General features: G+C 66.4%; 20 protein-coding genes. 11 read left to right on the top strand and 9 right to left on the bottom strand.

Annotated elements, in window-relative coordinates; all coding sequences use genetic code 11:
• Positions 1 to 26: 26 nt before the first annotated feature.
• Genes AC5P6S_RS04655 through AC5P6S_RS04645 form a run of 3 tightly spaced genes read right to left on the bottom strand, consistent with a single transcriptional unit; the run spans position 27 to position 2,702 of the window.
• Positions 27 to 1,355 (bottom strand): XVIPCD domain-containing protein, encoded by a 1,329-nt coding sequence (locus tag AC5P6S_RS04655; protein WP_049396621.1) that lies wholly within the window; start codon positions 1,353 to 1,355, stop codon positions 27 to 29.
• Positions 1,352 to 2,005 (bottom strand): hypothetical protein, encoded by a 654-nt coding sequence (locus AC5P6S_RS04650; protein ID WP_012480629.1) that lies wholly within the window; start codon positions 2,003 to 2,005, stop codon positions 1,352 to 1,354. The genes AC5P6S_RS04655 and AC5P6S_RS04650 overlap by 4 nt, the downstream gene beginning before the upstream one ends.
• 40 nt (positions 2,006 to 2,045) lie before the next feature.
• Positions 2,046 to 2,702, bottom strand: coding sequence for a hypothetical protein (locus tag AC5P6S_RS04645; RefSeq protein ID WP_227415585.1), 657 nt, complete (start codon positions 2,700 to 2,702; stop codon positions 2,046 to 2,048).
• A 274-nt stretch (positions 2,703 to 2,976) separates the two neighbouring features.
• On the opposite strand from AC5P6S_RS04645, the gene AC5P6S_RS04640 reads away from it, so the two are divergent.
• Complete coding sequence (locus AC5P6S_RS04640; protein WP_012480627.1) at positions 2,977 to 3,483, top strand: GNAT family N-acetyltransferase; 507 nt, start codon at positions 2,977 to 2,979, stop codon at positions 3,481 to 3,483.
• Positions 3,484 to 3,505: 22 nt separating this feature from the next.
• On the opposite strand, the gene AC5P6S_RS04635 is transcribed toward AC5P6S_RS04640, so the two are convergent.
• From AC5P6S_RS04635 to AC5P6S_RS04625, 3 genes are all read right to left on the bottom strand, one after another.
• Complete coding sequence (locus AC5P6S_RS04635; protein ID WP_005410107.1) at positions 3,506 to 3,712, bottom strand: hypothetical protein; 207 nt, start codon at positions 3,710 to 3,712, stop codon at positions 3,506 to 3,508.
• A gap of 56 nt (positions 3,713 to 3,768) precedes the next feature.
• Entirely contained in the window at positions 3,769 to 4,206 is a 438-nt protein-coding gene (locus AC5P6S_RS04630) for an acetyltransferase (RefSeq protein WP_012480626.1), read from the bottom strand.
• A gap of 68 nt (positions 4,207 to 4,274) precedes the next feature.
• Positions 4,275 to 5,042 (bottom strand): NAD(P)H-dependent oxidoreductase, encoded by a 768-nt coding sequence (locus tag AC5P6S_RS04625; protein WP_049396624.1) that lies wholly within the window; start codon positions 5,040 to 5,042, stop codon positions 4,275 to 4,277.
• Between the two features lie 78 nt (positions 5,043 to 5,120).
• Between AC5P6S_RS04625 and AC5P6S_RS04620 the strand changes: the two genes are divergently transcribed.
• The 5 genes from AC5P6S_RS04620 (at position 5,121) to AC5P6S_RS04600 (ending at position 9,029) form a co-directional block, all read left to right on the top strand.
• Entirely contained in the window at positions 5,121 to 5,480 is a 360-nt protein-coding gene (locus tag AC5P6S_RS04620; RefSeq protein WP_005410104.1) for a winged helix-turn-helix transcriptional regulator, read from the top strand.
• 75 nt (positions 5,481 to 5,555) lie between these two features.
• Positions 5,556 to 6,080 (top strand): tRNA adenosine(34) deaminase TadA, encoded by a 525-nt coding sequence (gene tadA / locus AC5P6S_RS04615; protein ID WP_005410103.1) that lies wholly within the window; start codon positions 5,556 to 5,558, stop codon positions 6,078 to 6,080.
• Positions 6,081 to 6,155: 75 nt separating this feature from the next.
• Positions 6,156 to 6,728 (top strand): oligoribonuclease, encoded by a 573-nt coding sequence (gene orn / locus AC5P6S_RS04610; RefSeq protein ID WP_005413827.1) that lies wholly within the window; start codon positions 6,156 to 6,158, stop codon positions 6,726 to 6,728.
• 170 nt (positions 6,729 to 6,898) lie between these two features.
• Complete coding sequence (locus AC5P6S_RS04605) at positions 6,899 to 7,774, top strand: EcsC family protein (protein WP_024958433.1); 876 nt, start codon at positions 6,899 to 6,901, stop codon at positions 7,772 to 7,774.
• A 139-nt stretch (positions 7,775 to 7,913) separates the two neighbouring features.
• Positions 7,914 to 9,029 carry an alkene reductase gene (locus tag AC5P6S_RS04600; protein ID WP_012480623.1) on the top strand — a complete coding sequence of 372 codons (1,116 nt, stop codon included), beginning with the start codon at positions 7,914 to 7,916 and terminating at the stop codon, positions 9,027 to 9,029.
• A gap of 125 nt (positions 9,030 to 9,154) precedes the next feature.
• Here the strand turns inward: AC5P6S_RS04600 and AC5P6S_RS04595 are convergent, their stop codons facing one another.
• Both AC5P6S_RS04595 and ppsA read right to left on the bottom strand, forming a co-directional pair.
• A complete protein-coding gene (locus AC5P6S_RS04595; RefSeq protein ID WP_005410099.1) occupies positions 9,155 to 10,051 on the bottom strand; it encodes a mechanosensitive ion channel family protein in 897 nt (298 codons plus the stop codon).
• A 151-nt stretch (positions 10,052 to 10,202) separates the two neighbouring features.
• Entirely contained in the window at positions 10,203 to 12,581 is a 2,379-nt protein-coding gene (gene ppsA, locus AC5P6S_RS04590) for a phosphoenolpyruvate synthase (protein WP_005410098.1), read from the bottom strand.
• A gap of 144 nt (positions 12,582 to 12,725) precedes the next feature.
• On the opposite strand from ppsA, the gene ppsR reads away from it, so the two are divergent.
• The 5 genes from ppsR (at position 12,726) to AC5P6S_RS04565 (ending at position 17,052) form a co-directional block, all read left to right on the top strand.
• Complete coding sequence (ppsR, locus tag AC5P6S_RS04585; RefSeq protein ID WP_005410097.1) at positions 12,726 to 13,547, top strand: posphoenolpyruvate synthetase regulatory kinase/phosphorylase PpsR; 822 nt, start codon at positions 12,726 to 12,728, stop codon at positions 13,545 to 13,547.
• A 191-nt stretch (positions 13,548 to 13,738) separates the two neighbouring features.
• Positions 13,739 to 14,248: a DUF1249 domain-containing protein gene (locus AC5P6S_RS04580; protein ID WP_032966899.1), complete on the top strand. Its 510-nt coding sequence runs from the start codon at positions 13,739 to 13,741 to the stop codon at positions 14,246 to 14,248.
• A gap of 41 nt (positions 14,249 to 14,289) precedes the next feature.
• Complete coding sequence (locus AC5P6S_RS04575) at positions 14,290 to 14,778, top strand: NUDIX hydrolase (RefSeq protein WP_005413820.1); 489 nt, start codon at positions 14,290 to 14,292, stop codon at positions 14,776 to 14,778.
• Positions 14,779 to 14,940: 162 nt separating this feature from the next.
• The gene (locus AC5P6S_RS04570; protein WP_033833148.1) at positions 14,941 to 15,570 is read left to right on the top strand and encodes a DUF2239 family protein; all 630 of its coding nucleotides are present in this window, start codon (positions 14,941 to 14,943) and stop codon (positions 15,568 to 15,570) included.
• A gap of 117 nt (positions 15,571 to 15,687) precedes the next feature.
• Positions 15,688 to 17,052, top strand: a complete 1,365-nt coding sequence (locus AC5P6S_RS04565) for an MATE family efflux transporter (RefSeq protein WP_495204486.1) — start codon at positions 15,688 to 15,690, stop codon at positions 17,050 to 17,052.
• 742 nt (positions 17,053 to 17,794) lie between these two features.
• On the opposite strand, the gene AC5P6S_RS04560 is transcribed toward AC5P6S_RS04565, so the two are convergent.
• Positions 17,795 to 18,445 (bottom strand): class I SAM-dependent methyltransferase, encoded by a 651-nt coding sequence (locus AC5P6S_RS04560; protein ID WP_495204485.1) that lies wholly within the window; start codon positions 18,443 to 18,445, stop codon positions 17,795 to 17,797.
• Positions 18,446 to 18,648: the final 203 nt, after the last annotated feature.

The raw sequence follows: 18,648 nt of genomic DNA, 5'->3' as shown, positions 1-18,648 counted from the left end.
GGAATGACCGGCTCCCGCGCTGTCCATCAGGCCTGCAGGCTGCGGGTCTGATGCTGCTGCTGTTCCAGCTGTTGGTCGCGCTCCAGCGCAAGGCGCTGGCCTGCAGCCTGCTGGTCGATGCGCTGGCTGCTCTGTTCCAGCGGCGTGTTCATCGCCACTGCCGTATCCACCGACACGCGAAGGTGGGCGGGGTCACCGCCTTGGCCCTGCACGGCGAAGCTGCGCGAGGCATCGGCGTTCATCACCACTTCGTCGATGCGCTTGCCGCCTGCAGCGTGCATCTCCGCCGCCAGGCTGCCCGCCAGCTGCGTACTCATCACGTCCGGCACGCGGCCAACGCGCACGTCATGTGCGTGCACGCCGCGGATCGCGTCGTTGAACAGCGGGTTGCCCAGATGGTTGGCATCGTCCATGCGCAGCATGCTGGTGTGATGGCCATTCTTCTCCGCTTCGCGGCGTGCCGGTTCACCGGGCTGCAGCGGGCCGCGGATGTGGTCGTACAGATCGATGGCGCCGCCCGGGATGCCGCGTGCCGCGCGGGTGACGCCGCGACGCAGTGACTCGACGTCGTCGCGATACTCCTCGATCATCTTGGCGTTGTCTTTCGCCAGCTTCTGCGTTTCCGGGTGCTTCAGCACCGAGCCTTCGTCGAGGAAGTTGCCCAGTTTGTGCGCGCCGAACGAGCTGGTCGCCGCAATGATCGGCCGGTCCGGAATCAGATCACGCAGGGCGTGATTGCTGAAGCCGTTTGCCGCGAGCGTCTTGATCTCGTCGGGCTTGGCATAGATGCGTACCTGGCCGAAATGCGGTGACGCGGCGCTGACCGGATCGGAGGCCATGACGTGGTTGATCATGGTGTTGCCGCCTTCCGGAATGCGGTAGCTGAGGCTGACCGCGCCGTAGGCATTGAATGTCTCGCCCTTGACGTTGAAGTGGTGCGAGGTGATCTGGGCAAGAGCGCCGCCGAGGGAGTGACCGGTGACGGTGACCTGGGGCGCGGGCACACCGTTCAAGCGGGATTGAAGCGCGGCGCCTTCGAGCGTCCTCTGTGTCAAAGCAATCGCGTCAGGCGCCTGCACGTTGGTGCGCGCAACCACCATGCCGCCGTCGGTCAGAATCGCATCGCGAGCGATCTGCTCGGTGCCACGATGCGCAATGACGATCTCTTTGGTGTCTACGCGCTGATAGACGGTGCCCTGATAGCCGTTGAGACGATTGTTGACATGCTCAAGTATCTTGTACTCATGGCCGTTTAACGTGACTTTTTCTTCTTGGCCGGGTTCACGTCGGCCGACGGCCCGATCCTTGTAGGCGTCATTGGATAACGCGGCGTAGTCCTGAGAGGTGATGGTCACGGCGCGACCTCACTTGCGGAGAGGGTGATCGTAAACAGCTTGTCCTGCAGATCAGCGGCGTAGTTGCTGCGATCGGGCTCGCCACTGGCTGGGAAGTTGGGAACGCGATCTGCCTTCGGATAGACCAGATCCGGATAGTAGAGCGTATGGGCGCCACCTTCGGTCAGCGGCTTGGCGTCGACGAAGGTGAGGAAGCGGGTCTCTTCTTCGGCACCCGTCGCCTTCAGCATTGCCCCGGCACCGGTGAACTCCCACTTGCAGACGCCACGACCGTAGTAGTCCTCATCCAGCATGCGGTCCACATATAGCGTGCCGCGGTACTCGCCCTCAGCGACCTTGCGCAGCTCCACCGGTTCCTGGCTGGTGATACGTGCAGCTGTGCCGGTGGCCGGCTCGATGTGGCCGCACTGATCCTCGTTGGTGACGTCGTACTGCGCTACGCCCTTGACCAGTGCGAAATCGCCGGGGGCATCCTTCAGGCGCAGCACCAGCTCATAGGCCTTGCGCGGGGTGGGGTTGAGCTTGGCGAGGCCGCGCCCGCCCTGGGCGACATCGGCTTCAGCAGCGGCACGTTCCTGGTTCATGGCGGTCTCCGGGTTGCAGGCGGTCAATAGAAGCAGAGCAAGGCACGGAATCATCTTGTGGCGCAATGTCGGCCTCCTTGGGGGTAGGGGTTGTTGAACTGGCAGCTCATGGCACGAGCTTCTGCACAGTGGTGGTGGTTGAGAACAGCGCGTCGCGCAGATCTTCGCTGTACCCCGACGGATCTTCCTCGCCACTGGCGCCAAAGTTGGCGACAGTGTCGGCGCGCGGATAGATAAGGTTTGGGTAATAAAGCGTAAGAGGTGAGTCGCTCTCCATGCGCTCCTTGTCGACGAACGTAAGGAATCGCGTATTCGCCTCGCCGGTCGTAGCGCGCAACATCGCACCGACACCCGTCAACGTCCAATGGCAGACGCCACGCCCGTAGTAATCCTCGTCCTGCATGCGGTCGAGGTAGAACGTACCGCGGTATTCGTTCTCGTCGACCTTGTGTAGTTCCACCAACTCCTGGCTGGTGATACGGCTGGCGGTACCGGTCGCCCACAGGACCCGGCCGCAGTCCCTGTGGTTGCTGACGTCGTACTGGGCAACGCCCTCGACCACCGCGAAGGGACCGGGGGCATCCTTCAGTGTCAGCACCAGCTCGTAGCCCTGCTGCGGTGACGGGTTGAGCTTGGCCAGGCCGCGTCCACCTGCGGCGACGTCACGCTCTGCGTCCGCGTAAGGCGAGCAGGCCGTCAGCGCCATCAAGAGGCCCATCGGTACCAGATGGCGTCCATCGCGTGTCGGCGTGGCTACATCCATGGCGGCATCCTGCATCGTGCGTCCGTGTCCATATATCCTTCCCTGGTGACAGGTTTATCGATTATGGAGTGTTCTGGAAACCTGGCGCCAGCTACGGCAAGGTGTCCGCGACGGAATTTTGACGCATTCAGCGTTCGGGAGCGTCGCCGAATCGATTGCGGCACAGGCGATTCGGGGTCGGCCAGGCGATTGCGCTTCGCGTTCGACATTTCGCCGTCAATTTGTGACAACGGTCGCCAATTCACGCGACTCTCACGCAAGCGAGCATTACGCCATGAACTACACCATCCGTGCCGAAGCCATTGATGATCACGCCACCCTCCATGCACTCACCGAGGCCGCGTTCCGGAACGCTGCGCACAGCAGCCGTACCGAGCAGTTCATCGTCGACGCCCTGCGCGCGCGCGGGGAGCTGAGCGTTTCGCTGGTGGCCGAGATGGACGGGAAGGTGATCGGCCATGTGGCGGTGTCGCCGGTGACGATCAGCGATGGCAGCACGGGCTGGTTTGGCCTGGGGCCGATTTCGGTATTGCCCGCCTGGCAGGGGCAGGGCATCGGTGCGGCCCTGATGCATGCCGCACTTGAAGCACTGCGTCAGCAGGGCGCACATGGCTGTGTATTGCTGGGCGAGCCGGCCTATTACGGTCGCTTCGGCTTCTGTGCCGAGCCGGGCCTGGTGCTGCCGGGTGTGCCGCCGGAGTACTTCCAGGCACTTTGCCTGCAGCCTCCGTTGGCACAGGGCGAAGTGCAGTACTCACCGGCCTTCGAGGCGACGGCCTGATCCGGGCCTGGCACGTTTCTGCTCAGGGCGCGCGCCAGACGGTCGGTTCGGGTTGCGGCTTCGGAATGCGGTAACCGCCGATGTGTTCAAGCAGTTCATTGGTACGGCGCTGCTCGACCAGTACTTCACGCAGCAGGTTGCGCACGGCGAAGATGGCGAACGGCACCAGGATCCAGACCAGGCTGATGCCCAGCGCAAACAGGGTCAACAGGGCTTTTGCACCATCCATGCGGCATTCCTTGGTCGAAAGCAGCCACGCTAGCACGTGGCTGCTGCCGACGGATGTCAGCCGTTGTGCCGAAGGTGGATCAGCGGATACGGACGGCCTTGCGAATCCAGCGGTGAACGTCCGGTTTCGACGAAGCCCATGCGCAGGTAGAAGCCGACGGCCTGTGCGTTCTGTTCGTTGACGTCAGTACTCAGCTGCGGATGCTGGGTCAGAGCGTGCTGCAGCAGTTGCCGGCCGATGCCGGTGCCACGTACGTCCGGATCGATGAACAGCGCTTCCATGTGCGTGCCATCGATCAGCATGAAGCCCAGCGGCCGATCCTGCGCATCGACAGCAACGGTCATCGGCGCCTGCGGCAGGAAACCGGCGACTTCGGCATCGATGGCCTGGCGGTCTTCGGCACTGAGGAAGTCGTGGGTGGCGTCGACGGCGCGGCGCCAGAGGTCGACAAGAGCGGCGCCGTCGTCGGCGCGAGAGGGGCGGAGGGTGGTCATGGGTTCGCCAAGGTGCTTGCAAAGAGTGCGTAGTATGGCGCGTCCCGATCCAGCGCGCAGATGTGGATTCATCCGGCGTTGCGATGGCGGATGAAGGGGCTGTAGGTAGTGGCCTCCGCGCGCAGCGCAATGCCGTCCTCGAAATCGCTGCTGTCGTTGAAGGGCACGGTGGGCCACTGCGGCCATTGCGCCAGGCGTTCGCGGTAGTGGTGGGTTGCTGCAGCCAGTGCCTCGTCGTGGGCCAGCACGCGCTCCGGTGCCAGCCCGGAACGCACGCCGTGCACCACGTGCGGTTCCATCACGTCGAAGCCGACGTAGCGCAGGCTGTACATCAAGGGCCACAGCAGCAACCGGGTATCTCCCTCGCGGCCGTCGACTGCGCAGGCCCGTGCCGATGAGCCGGTGGTGACGCTCAGCAACGCACGCTTGCCGCGCATCGCTCCGTGCTCGTGACGCAGGCGGCTGTTGTACATCGGCCCGTACACCAGTACGCGGTCCAGCCAGCCCTTCAGGATGGCCGGCGCCGCGAACCACCACAGCGGGAACTGCAGGATCAGCAGGTCTGCGGCCCGCAGCAGTTGCAGGTGATGTTGCACATCGACGGGCAGCTGGCCCTGCTCGGCGCTGTGCCGCTGTTCGCGTTGGGCGTCGAAGTGGCCGGGATGCAGGCGATGCGGATGGTGGTCAGCCGCTTCCAGCGGATCGAAGCCCTCCGCATACAGGTCGACCACGTCCACCTGCAGCGCGTCATGCCGCAGCTGCTCGGCGGCCTGAGCGGCCAGATGTGCATTGAAGGAGCGGGGCTCGGGGTGGGCAAGCAGGATCAGGGCGCGCATGGGGCGAGGTGTTCGACGAGTGTGCGACCATCCTCGCGGTGCCGGCATGCGCCGGCAATTACGCACCTTGAGGTAACCATGGCCTTTCCCGGGGATGTCTATGCCGCCGACTGTTCGGCACGCGATGCGCTTGCGCTGATTTCAGGCAAGTGGGTGATGCTGCTGCTGCCGGCATTGGCGCAGGGCCCGCTTCGCAACGGCGCGTTGCTGCGGAAGATCGAAGGCATCTCGCAGAAGGTGCTGACCCAGACCCTGCGCCAGCTGGAGCGCAATGGGCTGGTCGAGCGGTGTGACCGGGGCAGCAAACCACTGCATGTGGAGTACCGCCTGACCGAGGTCGCGCGCGGCCTGGTCGAGACGCTGTCCGCCCTGGATCGCTGGGCCGAGCACAACTTCCCGGCGCTCGATGCGGCCCGCGAGCGCTTCGACGCGCGCTAGCGGCGCCTGCACGGTCCCGGGCGTACAATGCGCCCCCGGCGGCCATCCTGGCCCAGTTGAAAAGCGAGAACCGCCATGACCGATGTCCTGGGTGTACCGGTGCACGACGCCGATGAACACTGGATGCGCCATGCACTGGCCCTGGCCGAGCGCGCGCAGCGTGAGTTCGACGAGATTCCGGTCGGGGCGGTGCTGGTGGGCGCCGACGGCCAGCTGCTGGGCGAGGGCTGGAACCTCAACATTGCCTCGCATGACCCCAGTGCGCATGCCGAGATCGTGGCCATGCGGGCCGGTGGAAAGCTGCTCGCCAACCATCGCCTGCTTGGCAGCACGCTGTACGTGACCTTGGAGCCGTGCGCGATGTGCGCGATGGCGATCGTGCATGCGCGCGTTTCGCGCCTGGTCTACGGCGCCAGCGACCCCAAGACCGGTGCGTGCGGCAGCGTGTTCGACCTGCTCGGCGATGCCCGCCACAACCACCGGGTCGAGATCCACGGCGGGGTGCTGGCCAAGGAAGCCAGTACGCGCCTGACCAATTATTTCCGCGCCAAGCGTGGCAAGCCGCCGCTGCTGCTGGAAGACCACGTCGGCGAGGGCTGAGGGGCGAACGGGTATGATGGGCGCCTCTTTCCTTCACCGGTAGGCCGCGCGCCTGCCCAGCAACGAGGCGACACAATGGCGGACACCGGCGCGGCCAACGAACGACTGATCTGGATCGACCTGGAAATGACCGGGTTGGACACCGACAACGATTCGATCATCGAGATCGCCACCGTGGTCACCGACGCCCAGCTGAACGTACTGGCCGAAGGTCCGGAATTCGCCATCCATCATCCGCTGGAAACGCTGGAGGCGATGGACGAGTGGAACCGCAACCAGCATCGTCGTTCGGGCCTGTGGCAGCGCGTGGTGGACAGCACCACCACCCTCGGCCAGGCCGAGGCGCAGACGGTAAACTTCCTGGCGCAGTGGATCCCGGCCGGCCTTTCGCCGATGTGCGGCAACTCGATCTGCCAGGATCGCCGCTTCCTGCACCGCCAGATGCCGCGCCTGGAGAAGTACTTCCATTACCGCAACCTGGACGTGTCCACGGTGAAGGAGCTGGCCAAGCGCTGGGCGCCGAGCGTGGCCGCCGGCGTCGGCAAGAACAGCAACCACACCGCGCTGAGCGACGTGCACGACTCGATCGCCGAGCTGCGCCATTACCGCCAGTTCATGGGCGCGCTGTCGGGCTTGCCCACGGCCTGAACAACAACGCCGGGCAAGGCCCGGCGCGACCGGGTGACACGCGAACTGGTAGTGCCGGCCGCTGGCCGGCAAGGCGTCGGGGCCGAACCCCTTTCCCGCGGCAAGGGCTCTGACCCCTCTGTCGTGCCTCGCGACGAACCGTTCAACTCCCCGGCGCTAAGATCGGCGCCATGAACGAGCCCATCCTGCTCCCCCGCGATATTGCCCACGACGCCCGCGACTGGTCCGACCTGCAGCGGGCGGTGGCCCTGCTGGAAGCGCCAACCCTCACCGCGCGCATGGCCAACCTGGTCGGCACGCCGCTGGAGTTCGCGGTGAAGGCGCTGCCCAGCTCGGTCTCCAACCGCATCCACGGTGCGGTGCAGGCGGCGTTGACCAAGTCGGCGCAGGCGGCGCTGTGGAGCATGGACAACACACCCGGCAAGGGGGCGTCCACCCGCTGGCACAAGCTGGCGGCAGCCACCTCGGGGGCGGTCGGCGGGGCCTTCGGCTTTGCCGCCTTGTTTATCGAACTGCCGGTGTCGACCACCATCATGATGCGCGCCGTGGCCGACGTGGCCCGCAGCGAGGGCTTCGACCTGTCCGAGTTCAGCACCCGGCAGGCGTGCCTGGAGGTGTTCGCGCTCGGTGGCAACTCGCCGCGCGACGACGCCAGCGAGACCGGCTACTACCTGGCCCGAGGCTTCACCACCGACGTGATGCGGCATCTTTCGGCCGAACTGGCTGGGCGTGTGGTGACCGGCCGCGACCTGACCCTGGGTGTGGCACCGAAAGAAGCTGGAAAGCTGCTGGCGAAGATGGTGGAAAAGGTGGCGGCGCGCTTCGGCGTGGTGGTCACCGAGAAATTCGCCGCACAGGCGGTGCCGATCGTCGGTGCTGCCGCGGGTGCAACACTGAATACCATGTTCACCGACTACTACCAGGACATGGCGCGCGGGCACTTCATCGTGCGCCGGCTCGAGCTGAAGTACGGGGAAGATGTGGTGCGCGCCTGCTATGACCGCGTGGCGCATGGCGCGGTGAAGATCGAGCCAAGGCTGGAGTAGAGCCACGCCATGCGTGGATGAGCCCTCGTGGCGGGTGATCCTTGCCTCGAGGGAACAATTGTTTTGCCAGTGCATGCCTGTTGCCTGGCAGCCGGCATCCCCATCCTTTGCGGCACTCCCCCCGCAAGAGATTGCCGCCATGATGTTCACCCCCCACCGCCTGGGTGCGTTGACGCTGCCCAACCGCATCGTGATGCCGCCGATGACCCGCTCGCGCGCCGCCGATGGCAACGTCGCCACCGCGGAAATGGCCGCCTACTATGCGCAACGCGCCAGCGCCGGCCTGATCGTCAGCGAAGGTACCCAGATCAGCCAGCAGGGCCAGGGCTATGCCTGGACCCCGGGCATCCACAGCGCCGAGCAGGTGCAGGGCTGGCGGCAGGTGACCGATGCGGTGCACGCCGCCGGTGGCCGCATCTACGCCCAGCTGTGGCACGTCGGCCGTGTCTCGCATGTGGCCCTGCAGCCCGATGGCGCGGCGCCGGTGTCTTCCTCGGCATTGCTCGCCGAAGGCGTGAAAGTGTTCGTCGACCCGACTGGGGCGGGTCCCGAAGCCGGTGTGGGCGAGATGATCCAGCACTCGATGCCGCGCGCGCTGCGCGAGGACGAGATTCCGGGCATCGTCGCCGATTACGCGCAGGCTGCGCGCAATGCGCTGGCCGCGGGATTTGATGGTGTGGAACTGCACGGCGCCAACGGCTACCTGATCAACCAGTTCATCGATTCGCAGGCCAACCAGCGCACTGATGCCTACGGCGGCTCACTGCAGAATCGCCTGCGTTTCCTGCGCGAGGTGGTGCAGGCGGTGGTCGAGGTTGCCGGTGGCGAGCGTGTGGGCGTGCGCCTGGCGCCGCTGACTACGCTGCAGGGGGCGGTGGACGATACGCCGCAGGCGACCTATCTGGCTGCCGCACACCTGCTCGGTGAGATGGGGGTGGGCTACCTGCACATTGCCGAGGCCGACTGGGACGATGCACCGCCGATGCCGGTGGCGTTCAAGCAGGCGCTGCGCATGGTCTACCCGGGTACGCTGATCTACGCCGGCAAGTACACCGCCGAGCGCGCCGAGCAGGCACTGGCCGAAGGCTGGGCTGACCTGATCGGCTTCGGCCGGCCGTTCATCGCCAACCCGGATCTGCCCGAGCGCCTGCGTACGGGTGCGACGCTGAATCCGCCGGATCGCGCCACGTTCTTTGGCGGTGGTGCGGAGGGTTTCACTGATTACCCGGCGCTGGAAGAGAGCGTCGCTGCCTGATTCTGGAGGCTGCCGGCCAGCGGCCGGCACTACCAGTGGGCGAGGGGTAGTGCCGGCCGCTGGCCGGCATTTCAGTCAGGCGGCGAGGGGTAGTGCCGGCCGCTGGCCGGCATTCCACTGCCGGATCACGGCTTGTCGCGCACCAGCGCGTCGGCCTCAACCACGCCACCATCCTTGCCATGCAGGTAAAGGTGCATGTCCTGCTGCGGATACGGAATGTTGATGCCGGCCTTGTCATAGCCCAGCTTCAGCTGCTCCAGCAGCGTGACCTTGGTGCCGAACCAGTCGGCCGACTTCACGTAGCAGCGGATGCCGAGGTTGATGGCGTGTGCGCCCAGTTCGTAGACCACCACGTCCGGTGCGGGGGTCTGCAGCACACGCGGATCGGCCTTCATCAGCGCCAGCGCGGTGTCGCGTGCCAGCTGGATGTTGTCTTCGTAGCCGATGCCGATCACCAGTTCGACGCGGCGCGTCGGCTCGGCGGTGAGGTTGATGATCGGCGCGGCGGTGATCAGCGTGTTCGGAATGGTGGTGTGCTGGTTGTCGGCGCCGGTAAGCACGGTCTGGAAGATGCGCACTTCGCGCACCGTGCCGGTCTGGCCGGCCACGGTGACCACATCGCCCACGCGGAACGGACGCAGCGTCACCAGCATCACGCCCGAGGCGATGTTGGACAGCGAATCCTTCAATGCCAGACCGACCGCCAGGCCAGCGGTGCCGAGCACGGCCAGCAGCGGGGTGATCTGCACGCCCAGCGTGCCGATGGCCAGCACCACCACGATCACCAGTGAGGCGGCATACACCACGTTGCGCAGGAAGCTTCCCAGCATCGGGTCCACACCCATGCGCGCAGTGGCGCGCGGCATTGCATTGGACAAGCGACGTGCCACCCACAGGCCCACCAGCAGCACCACGATCGCGGCCAGCAACGGCACGCCGTAGGTTTCCAGCAGGCGTTCCCAGTCGAGCGAGTGGAACCAGGGCGTTGCGGCGGGGGCGGCGGGTGCTGCTGCGGCGATCATGCGGAAGTCCTTTGCTGAGAAACGGTGTCTGCGTGGGGCAGGGCGTGCGTGCACGCCAGAAACACGAAGCCCCGCAGAGGCGGGGCTTGCATGCAGCAGCAGTATCGGCCGACGCCGATGAACACGACGTCAGCCCGTGGCCATCACGGCATCAGCCGTTGGCCTTCAGCTTGGCCAGGCGCAGCCAGGTATCGACCACGGTGTCCGGGTTCAGCGACACCGACTCGATGCCTTCCTGCATCAGCCATTCGGCCAGATCCGGGTGATCGGACGGGCCCTGGCCGCAGATGCCGACGTACTTGCCCTTGGCACGCGCTGCCTTGATCGCCATCGACAGCAGCTTCTTCACTGCCGGGTTCCGCTCGTCGAACAGGTGCGCAACGATCGAAGAGTCGCGGTCCAGGCCCAGGCTCAGCTGGGTCAGGTCGTTGGAGCCGATCGAGAAGCCGTCGAAGATCTCCAGGAACTCATCGGCGAGCAGTGCGTTGGACGGCACTTCGCACATCATGATGATCTTCAGGCCGTTCTCGCCCTGCTTCAGGCCGTTCTGTTCCAGCACCTCGACGACCTTGCGGCCTTCTTCCAGGGTGCGCACGAACGGAATCATGACCCACAGGTTGTCCAGGCCCATTTCGTTGCGCACGCGCAGCACGGCCTTGCACTCCAGCGCGAAGGCGGCCGAGAAGCTCGGGTCGACGTAACGGCTGGCGCCGCGGAAGCCGATCATCGGGTTCTCTTCGTGCGGCTCGTAGTTGCTGCCGCCGATCAGGTTGGCGTACTCGTTGGACTTGAAGTCCGACAGGCGCACGATCACCGGGTTCGGTGCAACCGAGGCGGTGAGGGTGGCGATGCCTTCGGCCAGGCGGTCGACGTAGAAGCTGACCGGATCACCGTAGCCGGCGATCTTCTCATCGATCTTCTTCTTGGTCGCCGCGTCCTGGCGGTCGTATTCCAGCAGCGCGTTCGGGTGGATGCCGATGTGGCTGGCGATGATCATTTCCAGGCGGGCCAGGCCGATGCCGGCGTTCGGCAGCTGGCCGAAGTCGAAGGCACGTTCCGGGTTGGCCACGTTCATCATGATCTTCAGCGGGGCCGGCGGCATGTTGCCCAGATCGGTGGTGGTGCGCTCGAAGCCGAGCTTGCCTTCGTAGATGAAACCGGTATCGCCTTCAGCACAGCTGACGGTGACCAGCTGGCCATCTTCAATGACCTTGGTGGCGTTGCCCGAACCGACCACGGCGGGCACGCCCAGCTCGCGCGCGATGATCGCGGCGTGGCAGGTGCGGCCACCACGATTGGTGACGATGGCCGAGGCGCGCTTCATCACCGGTTCCCAGTCCGGGTCGGTCATGTCGGCGATCAGCACGTCGCCCGGCTGCACGCGGTTCATGTCGTCCAGCGTCTTGACCACGCGGGCCACGCCCGAACCGATCTTGGCGCCGACGGCACGACCTTCGGCCAGCACGTTGCCGCCCTTTTCGGTCAGCGCGAAGCGCTCGATCTGGGTGGCGTGGCTGCGCGACTTCACCGTTTCCGGGCGCGCCTGCACGATGAACAGCTTGCCGCTGACACCGTCCTTGGCCCACTCGATGTCCATCGGGCGGCCGTAGTGCTTTTCGATGACCAGCGCCTGCTTGGACAGTTCCTGCACGTCCTCGTCGCTGATCGAGAAGGTGTTGCGCAGTTCGACCGGAGTGTCCTCGATCCTGACGCGCTCACCCGGGACATCCGAATACACCATGCGGATCGCCTTGCTGCCGAGCGAGCGGCGCAGGATCGCCGGCTTGCCGGCCTGCAGGGTGGGCTTGTAGACGTAGTACTCGTCCGGATTGACCGCACCCTGCACGACCATTTCGCCCAGGCCGAACGAAGAGGTGACGAACACCACGTCGCGGAAGCCGGACTCGGTGTCCAGGGTGAACAGCACGCCGGAGGAACCGACGCCCGAACGCACCATCAGCTGCACGCCGGCGGACAGGAACACGTCCTCATGCTTGAAGCCGTGGTGGACGCGGTAGGCGATCGCACGGTCGTTGTACAGCGAGGCGAACACTTCCTTGACCTTGTGCACGACATCGTCGGCACCGGTGACGTTGAGGAAGGTTTCCTGCTGGCCGGCGAAGGAGGCATCCGGCAGATCCTCGGCGGTGGCCGACGAACGCACGGCCACGGCCACGTCGCCGCCGCCGTTTTCGGCGCTCAGCTTGGCGTAGGCGGTGCGGATGTCCTGGTCCAGCTGCGGCTGCAGCGGCGCATCGATCACCCAGCTGCGGATTTCCTTGCCGGCGGCGGTCAGCGCGTTGACGTCCTCGACGTCCAGCGTGGCCAGCTTGTCGAAGATGCGCTTGGACAGGTCGTTGTGCGCGATGAAGTCCTTGAAGGCTTCAGCGGTGGTGGCATAACCGCCCGGCACCGAAACGCCCAGACCGGCCAGGTTGCCGATCATCTCGCCCAAGGACGAATTCTTGCCGCCTACGCGGGCCAGATCGGCCAGACGCAGTTCGTGCAACCACAGGATGTTCTCGTTCAAGCGCGATGCTCCGTTTGGCCATCGCCCGAGGCGGGCTGAGTGGCCGCGTCCGTAGGAAGAAGCCGATATGATGCCGGGCAGACCACTGTCGGCACAAGCTTGTGCTGGCGGCCTTTTTAAGCTTCGTAGGGGGTAAAAGCGCGCATGTCGACCATCCGCCCGGTGTTCTACGTTTCCGATGGAACCGGTATCACCGCTGAAACCATTGGGCATAGCCTGCTCACCCAGTTCTCCGGGTTCAGCTTCATTACCGACCGCATGTCGTTTGTCGACGACCCCGAAAAAGCGCGTGAAGCCTGTGCCCGGATCCAGGCGGCAGGGGAGCGGTACCAGGTCCGGCCGATCGTGGTGAACTCCTGCGTGGACCAGAGCCTGAGCCTGATCCTGGCCGACAGCGGGGCGCTGATGCTGGATGTGTTCGCGCCGTTCATCGAGCCGCTGGAGCGTGAACTGGCCAGCCCGCGCCTGGCCCGGGTCGGCCAGGCCCACGGCATGGTCGACTTCGACACCTACCACCGCCGCATCAACGCGATGAACTTCGCCCTGACCCACGATGACGGTATCGCGGTGAACTACGACGATGCCGACGTGATCCTGGTGGCGGTGTCGCGCGCCGGCAAGACGCCGACCTGCATCTACCTGGCCCTGCATTACGGCGTGCGTGCGGCCAACTACCCGCTGACCGACGAGGACCTGGAAAGCGACCGCCTGCCGCCGCGCCTGCGCAACTACCGGCGCAAGCTGTTCGGCCTGACCATCGACCCGGACCGGCTGCAGCAGATCCGCCAGGAGCGCCGCCCGAACTCGCGCTACGCCAACCTGGAGACCTGCAAGCGCGAGGTGGCCGCGGCCGAGGTGATGTTCCAGATGGAGCGGATCCCGACGCTGAGCACCACCCACACCTCGATCGAGGAGATTTCCAGCAAGGTGCTGGCCACGTTGGGGCTGCAGCGCGAGCTGTATTGATCCGTGCGCCACGGCCAACGGTCGTGGCCTACCTCCCGGGGCAATACTCCTCCTGCGCGGGGGCATCGACCCTCCTGCACGGTGGGTATCGACCCTCCTGCACGGTGGGTATCGACCGTTGGTCGATACCGAGCCCTTTGGTCGGGGTGATCCCGCCCCCACGTTGAAGCACCAACGTGTAGGATCGACCCATGGCCCGAGCCTTGCCCCGTACCGAACGCATTCCCCGCCTGAGCCGGTTGAGCTGGCTCATGGGCCTGTACGCGGAGAACTATCGCCATCTGGTGCGCCTGTTCGAACCGGCCGGACTGGTGGCGGGCAGCTACATTTCCTCGATCGGCGACGGCCTGGATGTCCGCCTGGACGTGATCGAGTGCCACCGCTACACGGTGGAGCTGCGCCTGACCTACGACCTGGCCGACCCGGTCACCGGCGAGCCTGATCCGTCGGCCTACGTGCGCCTATACCGTGATGCGCGCCAGGCCGAGACCACCCATTGCTATGTCGGCCGCCGCTGGCAGGACACCATGGGCCTGTACCCGCCGCCGGCGGAACTGATCAGCCACCGCATGCGGATGAACACCTTCCTCGGCAAGTGGCTGGAATACCTCGCCGAGCGCGGCCACGGCGTGGCCACCCTGCGCCGCGATCCTGATGGCGCCACTGCGGCTGCCGAACGCCGCCTGTCGCTGGTGCGCTGATCGGCCATAATCCACGGCTGACCTGCCGCTGGATGCTGCCCATGCCGTACACCCCGATCGTCGCCACCCTGGGCTACGTGCTGTCGCCCGATCGTCGCCAGGTGCTGATGATCCACCGCAACACCCGGCCCGGTGACCACCACCTGGGCAAGTACAACGGGCTGGGCGGCAAGATCGAACCGACCGAAGACGTTGCGGCAGGCATGCGCCGCGAAATCGCCGAGGAAGCCGGCATCGACTGCACCGGCATGCGGCTGCGCGGCACCATCAGCTGGCCGGGATTCGGCAAGCATGGCGAGGACTGGCTGGGCTTCGTGTTCGTCATCGACAGTTTCGAAGGCACCCCGCACGGCGGCAACCATGAAGGCACGCTGGAGTGGGTGGACCTGGACAAGCTGGACACGCTGCCGATGTGGGAGGGCGACCGCAACTTCCTGCCACTGGTGTTCGACGCCGACCCGCGCCCCTTCCACGGCGTGATGCCGTACCAGGACGGCCGCATGGTCAGCTGGTCCTACAGCCGGCTGTAAGCCGGCGAATCGGGAGGGGGGCGATCTTTCGAGTGGGGATCAACCTTCCAGGTGGGTGCCAACCTTGGTTGGCACGCTCTTCCGGTTCATTAATGTCCGGGCAATATTGACGAACGCAAATTACCCGGGCAATATTCGCGCATCACCTCCGATGCCATTGCCATGCCTGCGTCCCGACTCCCTCCCTTCAGTTGCTTCGACGGCCACCGGCTGGTCGCCTCCGGTACCCCGGAAGTGGCTGCGCTGGCGCTGAAGCAGCTGCGTGCCGGCAACGCTGCCGGTCCGCTGCTTGTGTTCGACAACGCTACCGGCCGCACCCGTGATTTCGATACGCGCGGCAGTGACGCAGAACTGCTGGCGCGGGTCGTCGAAGCCTTTCCCGCCGCCGTCGAGGCGGATGCCGACGTTACTGCCGAAGAGGCGCCGGCAACTCCGCGTGGCCGCGGCCGCCCCAAGCTGGGCGTGGTCGCACGCGAAGTGACCCTGCTGCCGCGCCACTGGGCGTGGCTGGCCGAGCAGCCCGGCGGGGCCTCGGTAGTGCTGCGCAAGCTGGTGGAGGCGGCCAGCCGTGCTGGTGCCGACAAGGACCGGCAGCGCCGCCACAGCGAGCGTGCCTATCACTTCCTGCAGACCGTCGCCGGAGACCTGCCGGGTTTCGAGGAAGCGATCCGTGTCCTGTTCGCGCACGACCGGGCGGGCCTGGAAATGGCGTTACGCAGCTGGCCCGAGGATGTGCGCAATCACGCCCTGCGCCTGGCCTTCGATGATTCTTCGGACCACGCAGACGGCTGAGCCACCGCGCCGCTACTGAGCGGCGGCGCCACCTGATCGCGGGCCACGGCCCGCTCCCCTGTGCTTGCTTTGCTGGCGGAAACGCCGGGCAGGGCAGCGCCTTGCCCAGAGAACCCCATGGACACCCCCGCACATCCCATCCCCCCGGTCGCGCCGCCCCTCTGGCGCACCTATCTGACCCTGCTCCTGCCGATGCTGCTGACCAACGCATTGCAGCTGGCTGCAGGCACGCTGGACAACGTCTACCTCGGCCATCTGCTGGGTACGCAGGCGGTGGCCGCCGCCGCTGCGTTCTTCCCTGTCTTCTTCCTGCTGCTGGCCCTGGTAATGGGTCTGGCCACCGGTGCGATGGTGCTGATCGGCCAGGCCTGGGGCGCGGGCCGGCCGCAACAGGCTCGCGCGGTCGCCGGCAGTGCGGTGGCACTGATTCTGCTGTTGTCAGTGCTTGTGATGGCGGTGGGCGGCGGTTTCGCGCCACAGCTGCTGGCGGCACTGGGCACGCCAGCGCCGATCCTCGGCGAATCCATCGTCTATGCCCGTGTTCTGCTGCTGGCGGCACCGGCGTTCTTCCTGCTGTGGCTGGCCACTGCGGTGAGCCGTGCGGTGGGCGATGCCAAAACGCCGCTGCATGCGCTGCTGCTGGCCACGGTGGTCGGCCTGCTGTGCACGCCGCTGCTGATCCTGGGCTGGGCCGGCCTGCCGCAGCTGGGCGCGGCCGGTGCGGCAGTCTCGGCGGCGCTCGCCTCGCTGCTGGCCCTGGCCTGGCTGATGTGGCGGTGGCAGCGCATGGGGCACCCGTTGGCACCGGGGCGCGAGCTGCTGCATGCCATTCGGTTCGACGGCGCGCTCATCCGCGCGATGCTGCGCATCGGCGTACCGTCTTCGCTGCAGATGCTCAGCCTGGCCATTGCCGAAATCGTATTGCTGGGCTGGATCAACCGCTATGGCTACACGGCCACGGCCGCCTACGGTGCGGTCAACCAGTTGATGAGCTGGGTGCAGCTGCCGGCAATGTCCCTAGGGATCACTGCCACCATCCTCGCCGCGCATGCGATGGGAGCGGGGCGTACGGCAAGGCTGCCTGCCATCGCCCGCACCGGGGTGATGCTGGGTCTGGCGATGCTGACAGTCGTAGTGCTGCTGGTGATGGCGCTGGCGCCATGGCTGACTGGCTTGATCCTGGCGGCCGCAGAGCCGCGCGAAATGGTCACGCAGCAGTTGCGCACGGTGGTGTGGGGCGTGCTGGCGATGGGAGGCAGTGCGGTGCTGGTCGGAGTGATGCGCGGCAGCGGCACGGTGCTGTTGCCGGCATTGCTGGGCATGGCTGCCGTGTTGCTGCTGGAGCTGCCGTTGGCGATGTGGCTGCAGTCCCGGCACGGTCTGGCCGGGCTGTGGTGGGCATGGCCGCTGGGGTTGCTGGCCATGCTGGTGATGCAGGTGTTCTGTTTCGCGCATTGGCGGCGCCGCGTGCAGGCTGGGTAGTGCCGGCCGCTGGCCGGCAATCCGCAATGGCCGGGGCAGCCGGCCAGCGGCCGGCTCTACCACTCGATCGGATCGCATCCGGCGCGGATGCAGGTGTTCTGTTTTGCTCGCTGGCGGCCGGGTGCAGGCTGGGTAGTGCCGGCCGCTGGCCGGCAATCCGCAATGGACGGAGCAGCCGGCCAGCGGCCGGCTCTACCACTCGGTCGGATCGCATCCGCCGCGGATGCGGGTGTTCTGTTTTGCTCGTTGGCGGCGGGTGCAGGCTGGGTAGTGCCGGCCGCTGGCCGGCAATCCGCAATGGACGGAGCAGCCGGCCAGCGGCCGGCTCTGCCACTCGGTCGGATCGCATCCGCCGCGGATGCGGGTGTTCTGTTTTGCTCGTTGGCGGCCGAGTGCAGGCCGGGTAGTGCCGGCCGCTGGCCGGCAATCCGCAATGGACGGAGCAGCCGGCCAGCGGCCGGCTCTACCACTCGATCGGATCGCATCCGGCGCGGATGCAGGTGTTCTGTTTTGCTCGCTGGCGGCCGGGTGCAGGCTGGGTAGTGCCGGCCGCTGGCCGGCAATCCGCAATGGCCGGAGCAGCCGGCCAGCGGCCGGCTCTACCACTCGGTCGGATCGCATCCGGCGCGGATGCAGGTGTTCTGCTTTGTTCGCTGGCGGCAGGTGCAGGTTGGGTAGTGCCGGCCGCTGGCCGGCAATCCGCAATGGCCGGGGCAGCCGGCCAGCGGCCGGCTCTACCACTTCAGTGCCGCTGTGCCAGCAGCAGGTGGAAGTGCTTTTCTCGGGTCTGGCCGTCATTGCCGGCTGCGGATTCGCGGTGGCTGCGCCAGGCCGAGACGCGGAAGCCCGATACCCGCAGCGCCAGCTCCACCGCGTCCAGCTCATGCAGCTGGAAGTCGGCGGCGAATGGCAGGCTGCGCATGAAGCTGGCATCGCCGAAGGCCAGGCACAGGCGGCCGCCCCGGCGCAGCACCCGCGCCAGTTCGTCCAGCACCGGGGCCAGGTTCGGCCAGAAGTACAGGGTGTTGACCGCCAGCGCGGCATCCATCGCGGCATCGGCGACCGGCAGTGCATGGGCGTCGCCGTGTCGCATCGCCGCACGTTCGGCCACCCCGGCGTCGGCCAGCCGCTGGGTGCCGGCCTCGACCATGGCCGTGGACAGCTCGATGCCCAGATAGTGGCTGCCGGTGGCCTGCAGCATCAGTGGCGCGAAGGCCGCATTGCCCGGGCCGACCTCCAGGACCCGTTCGCCGGCACCGACGGCCAGCAGCCCGATTGCGGCCAGGTTGAGTGCGCCGTTGCTGTGGTTCATCGAGTCGGCCACCGCCAGCGCGGCCTCGCCGTGGGGCTGCCGCAGCTGTGCGGCCAGGGTGGGAGCATCCAGCATCATCATCGTCCGTTGCAGAGTTTCGGACGTGGCGGCGGCGGGTCCGCCGGTGACCATAGCGCCGACCCTGTGGCTTGGGAAGTAGGGAAACCCCGCTTCCGGGTGATGAGGAAATGTCCAGCGTCGCAGTCGGTGAGATCTGGTTGTCCACAGGGGGTGTGGATTACGCGTGGGCAACTTTGTGGATAAGCCGCGACAGGCGCCACCCC

It is taken from the genome of Stenotrophomonas sp. YJH_SMC_119 (genome assembly GCF_059368315.1).
The sequence above is the reverse complement of the archived record's forward strand: the minus strand, read 5'-3'. Positions and strand labels throughout refer to the sequence as shown.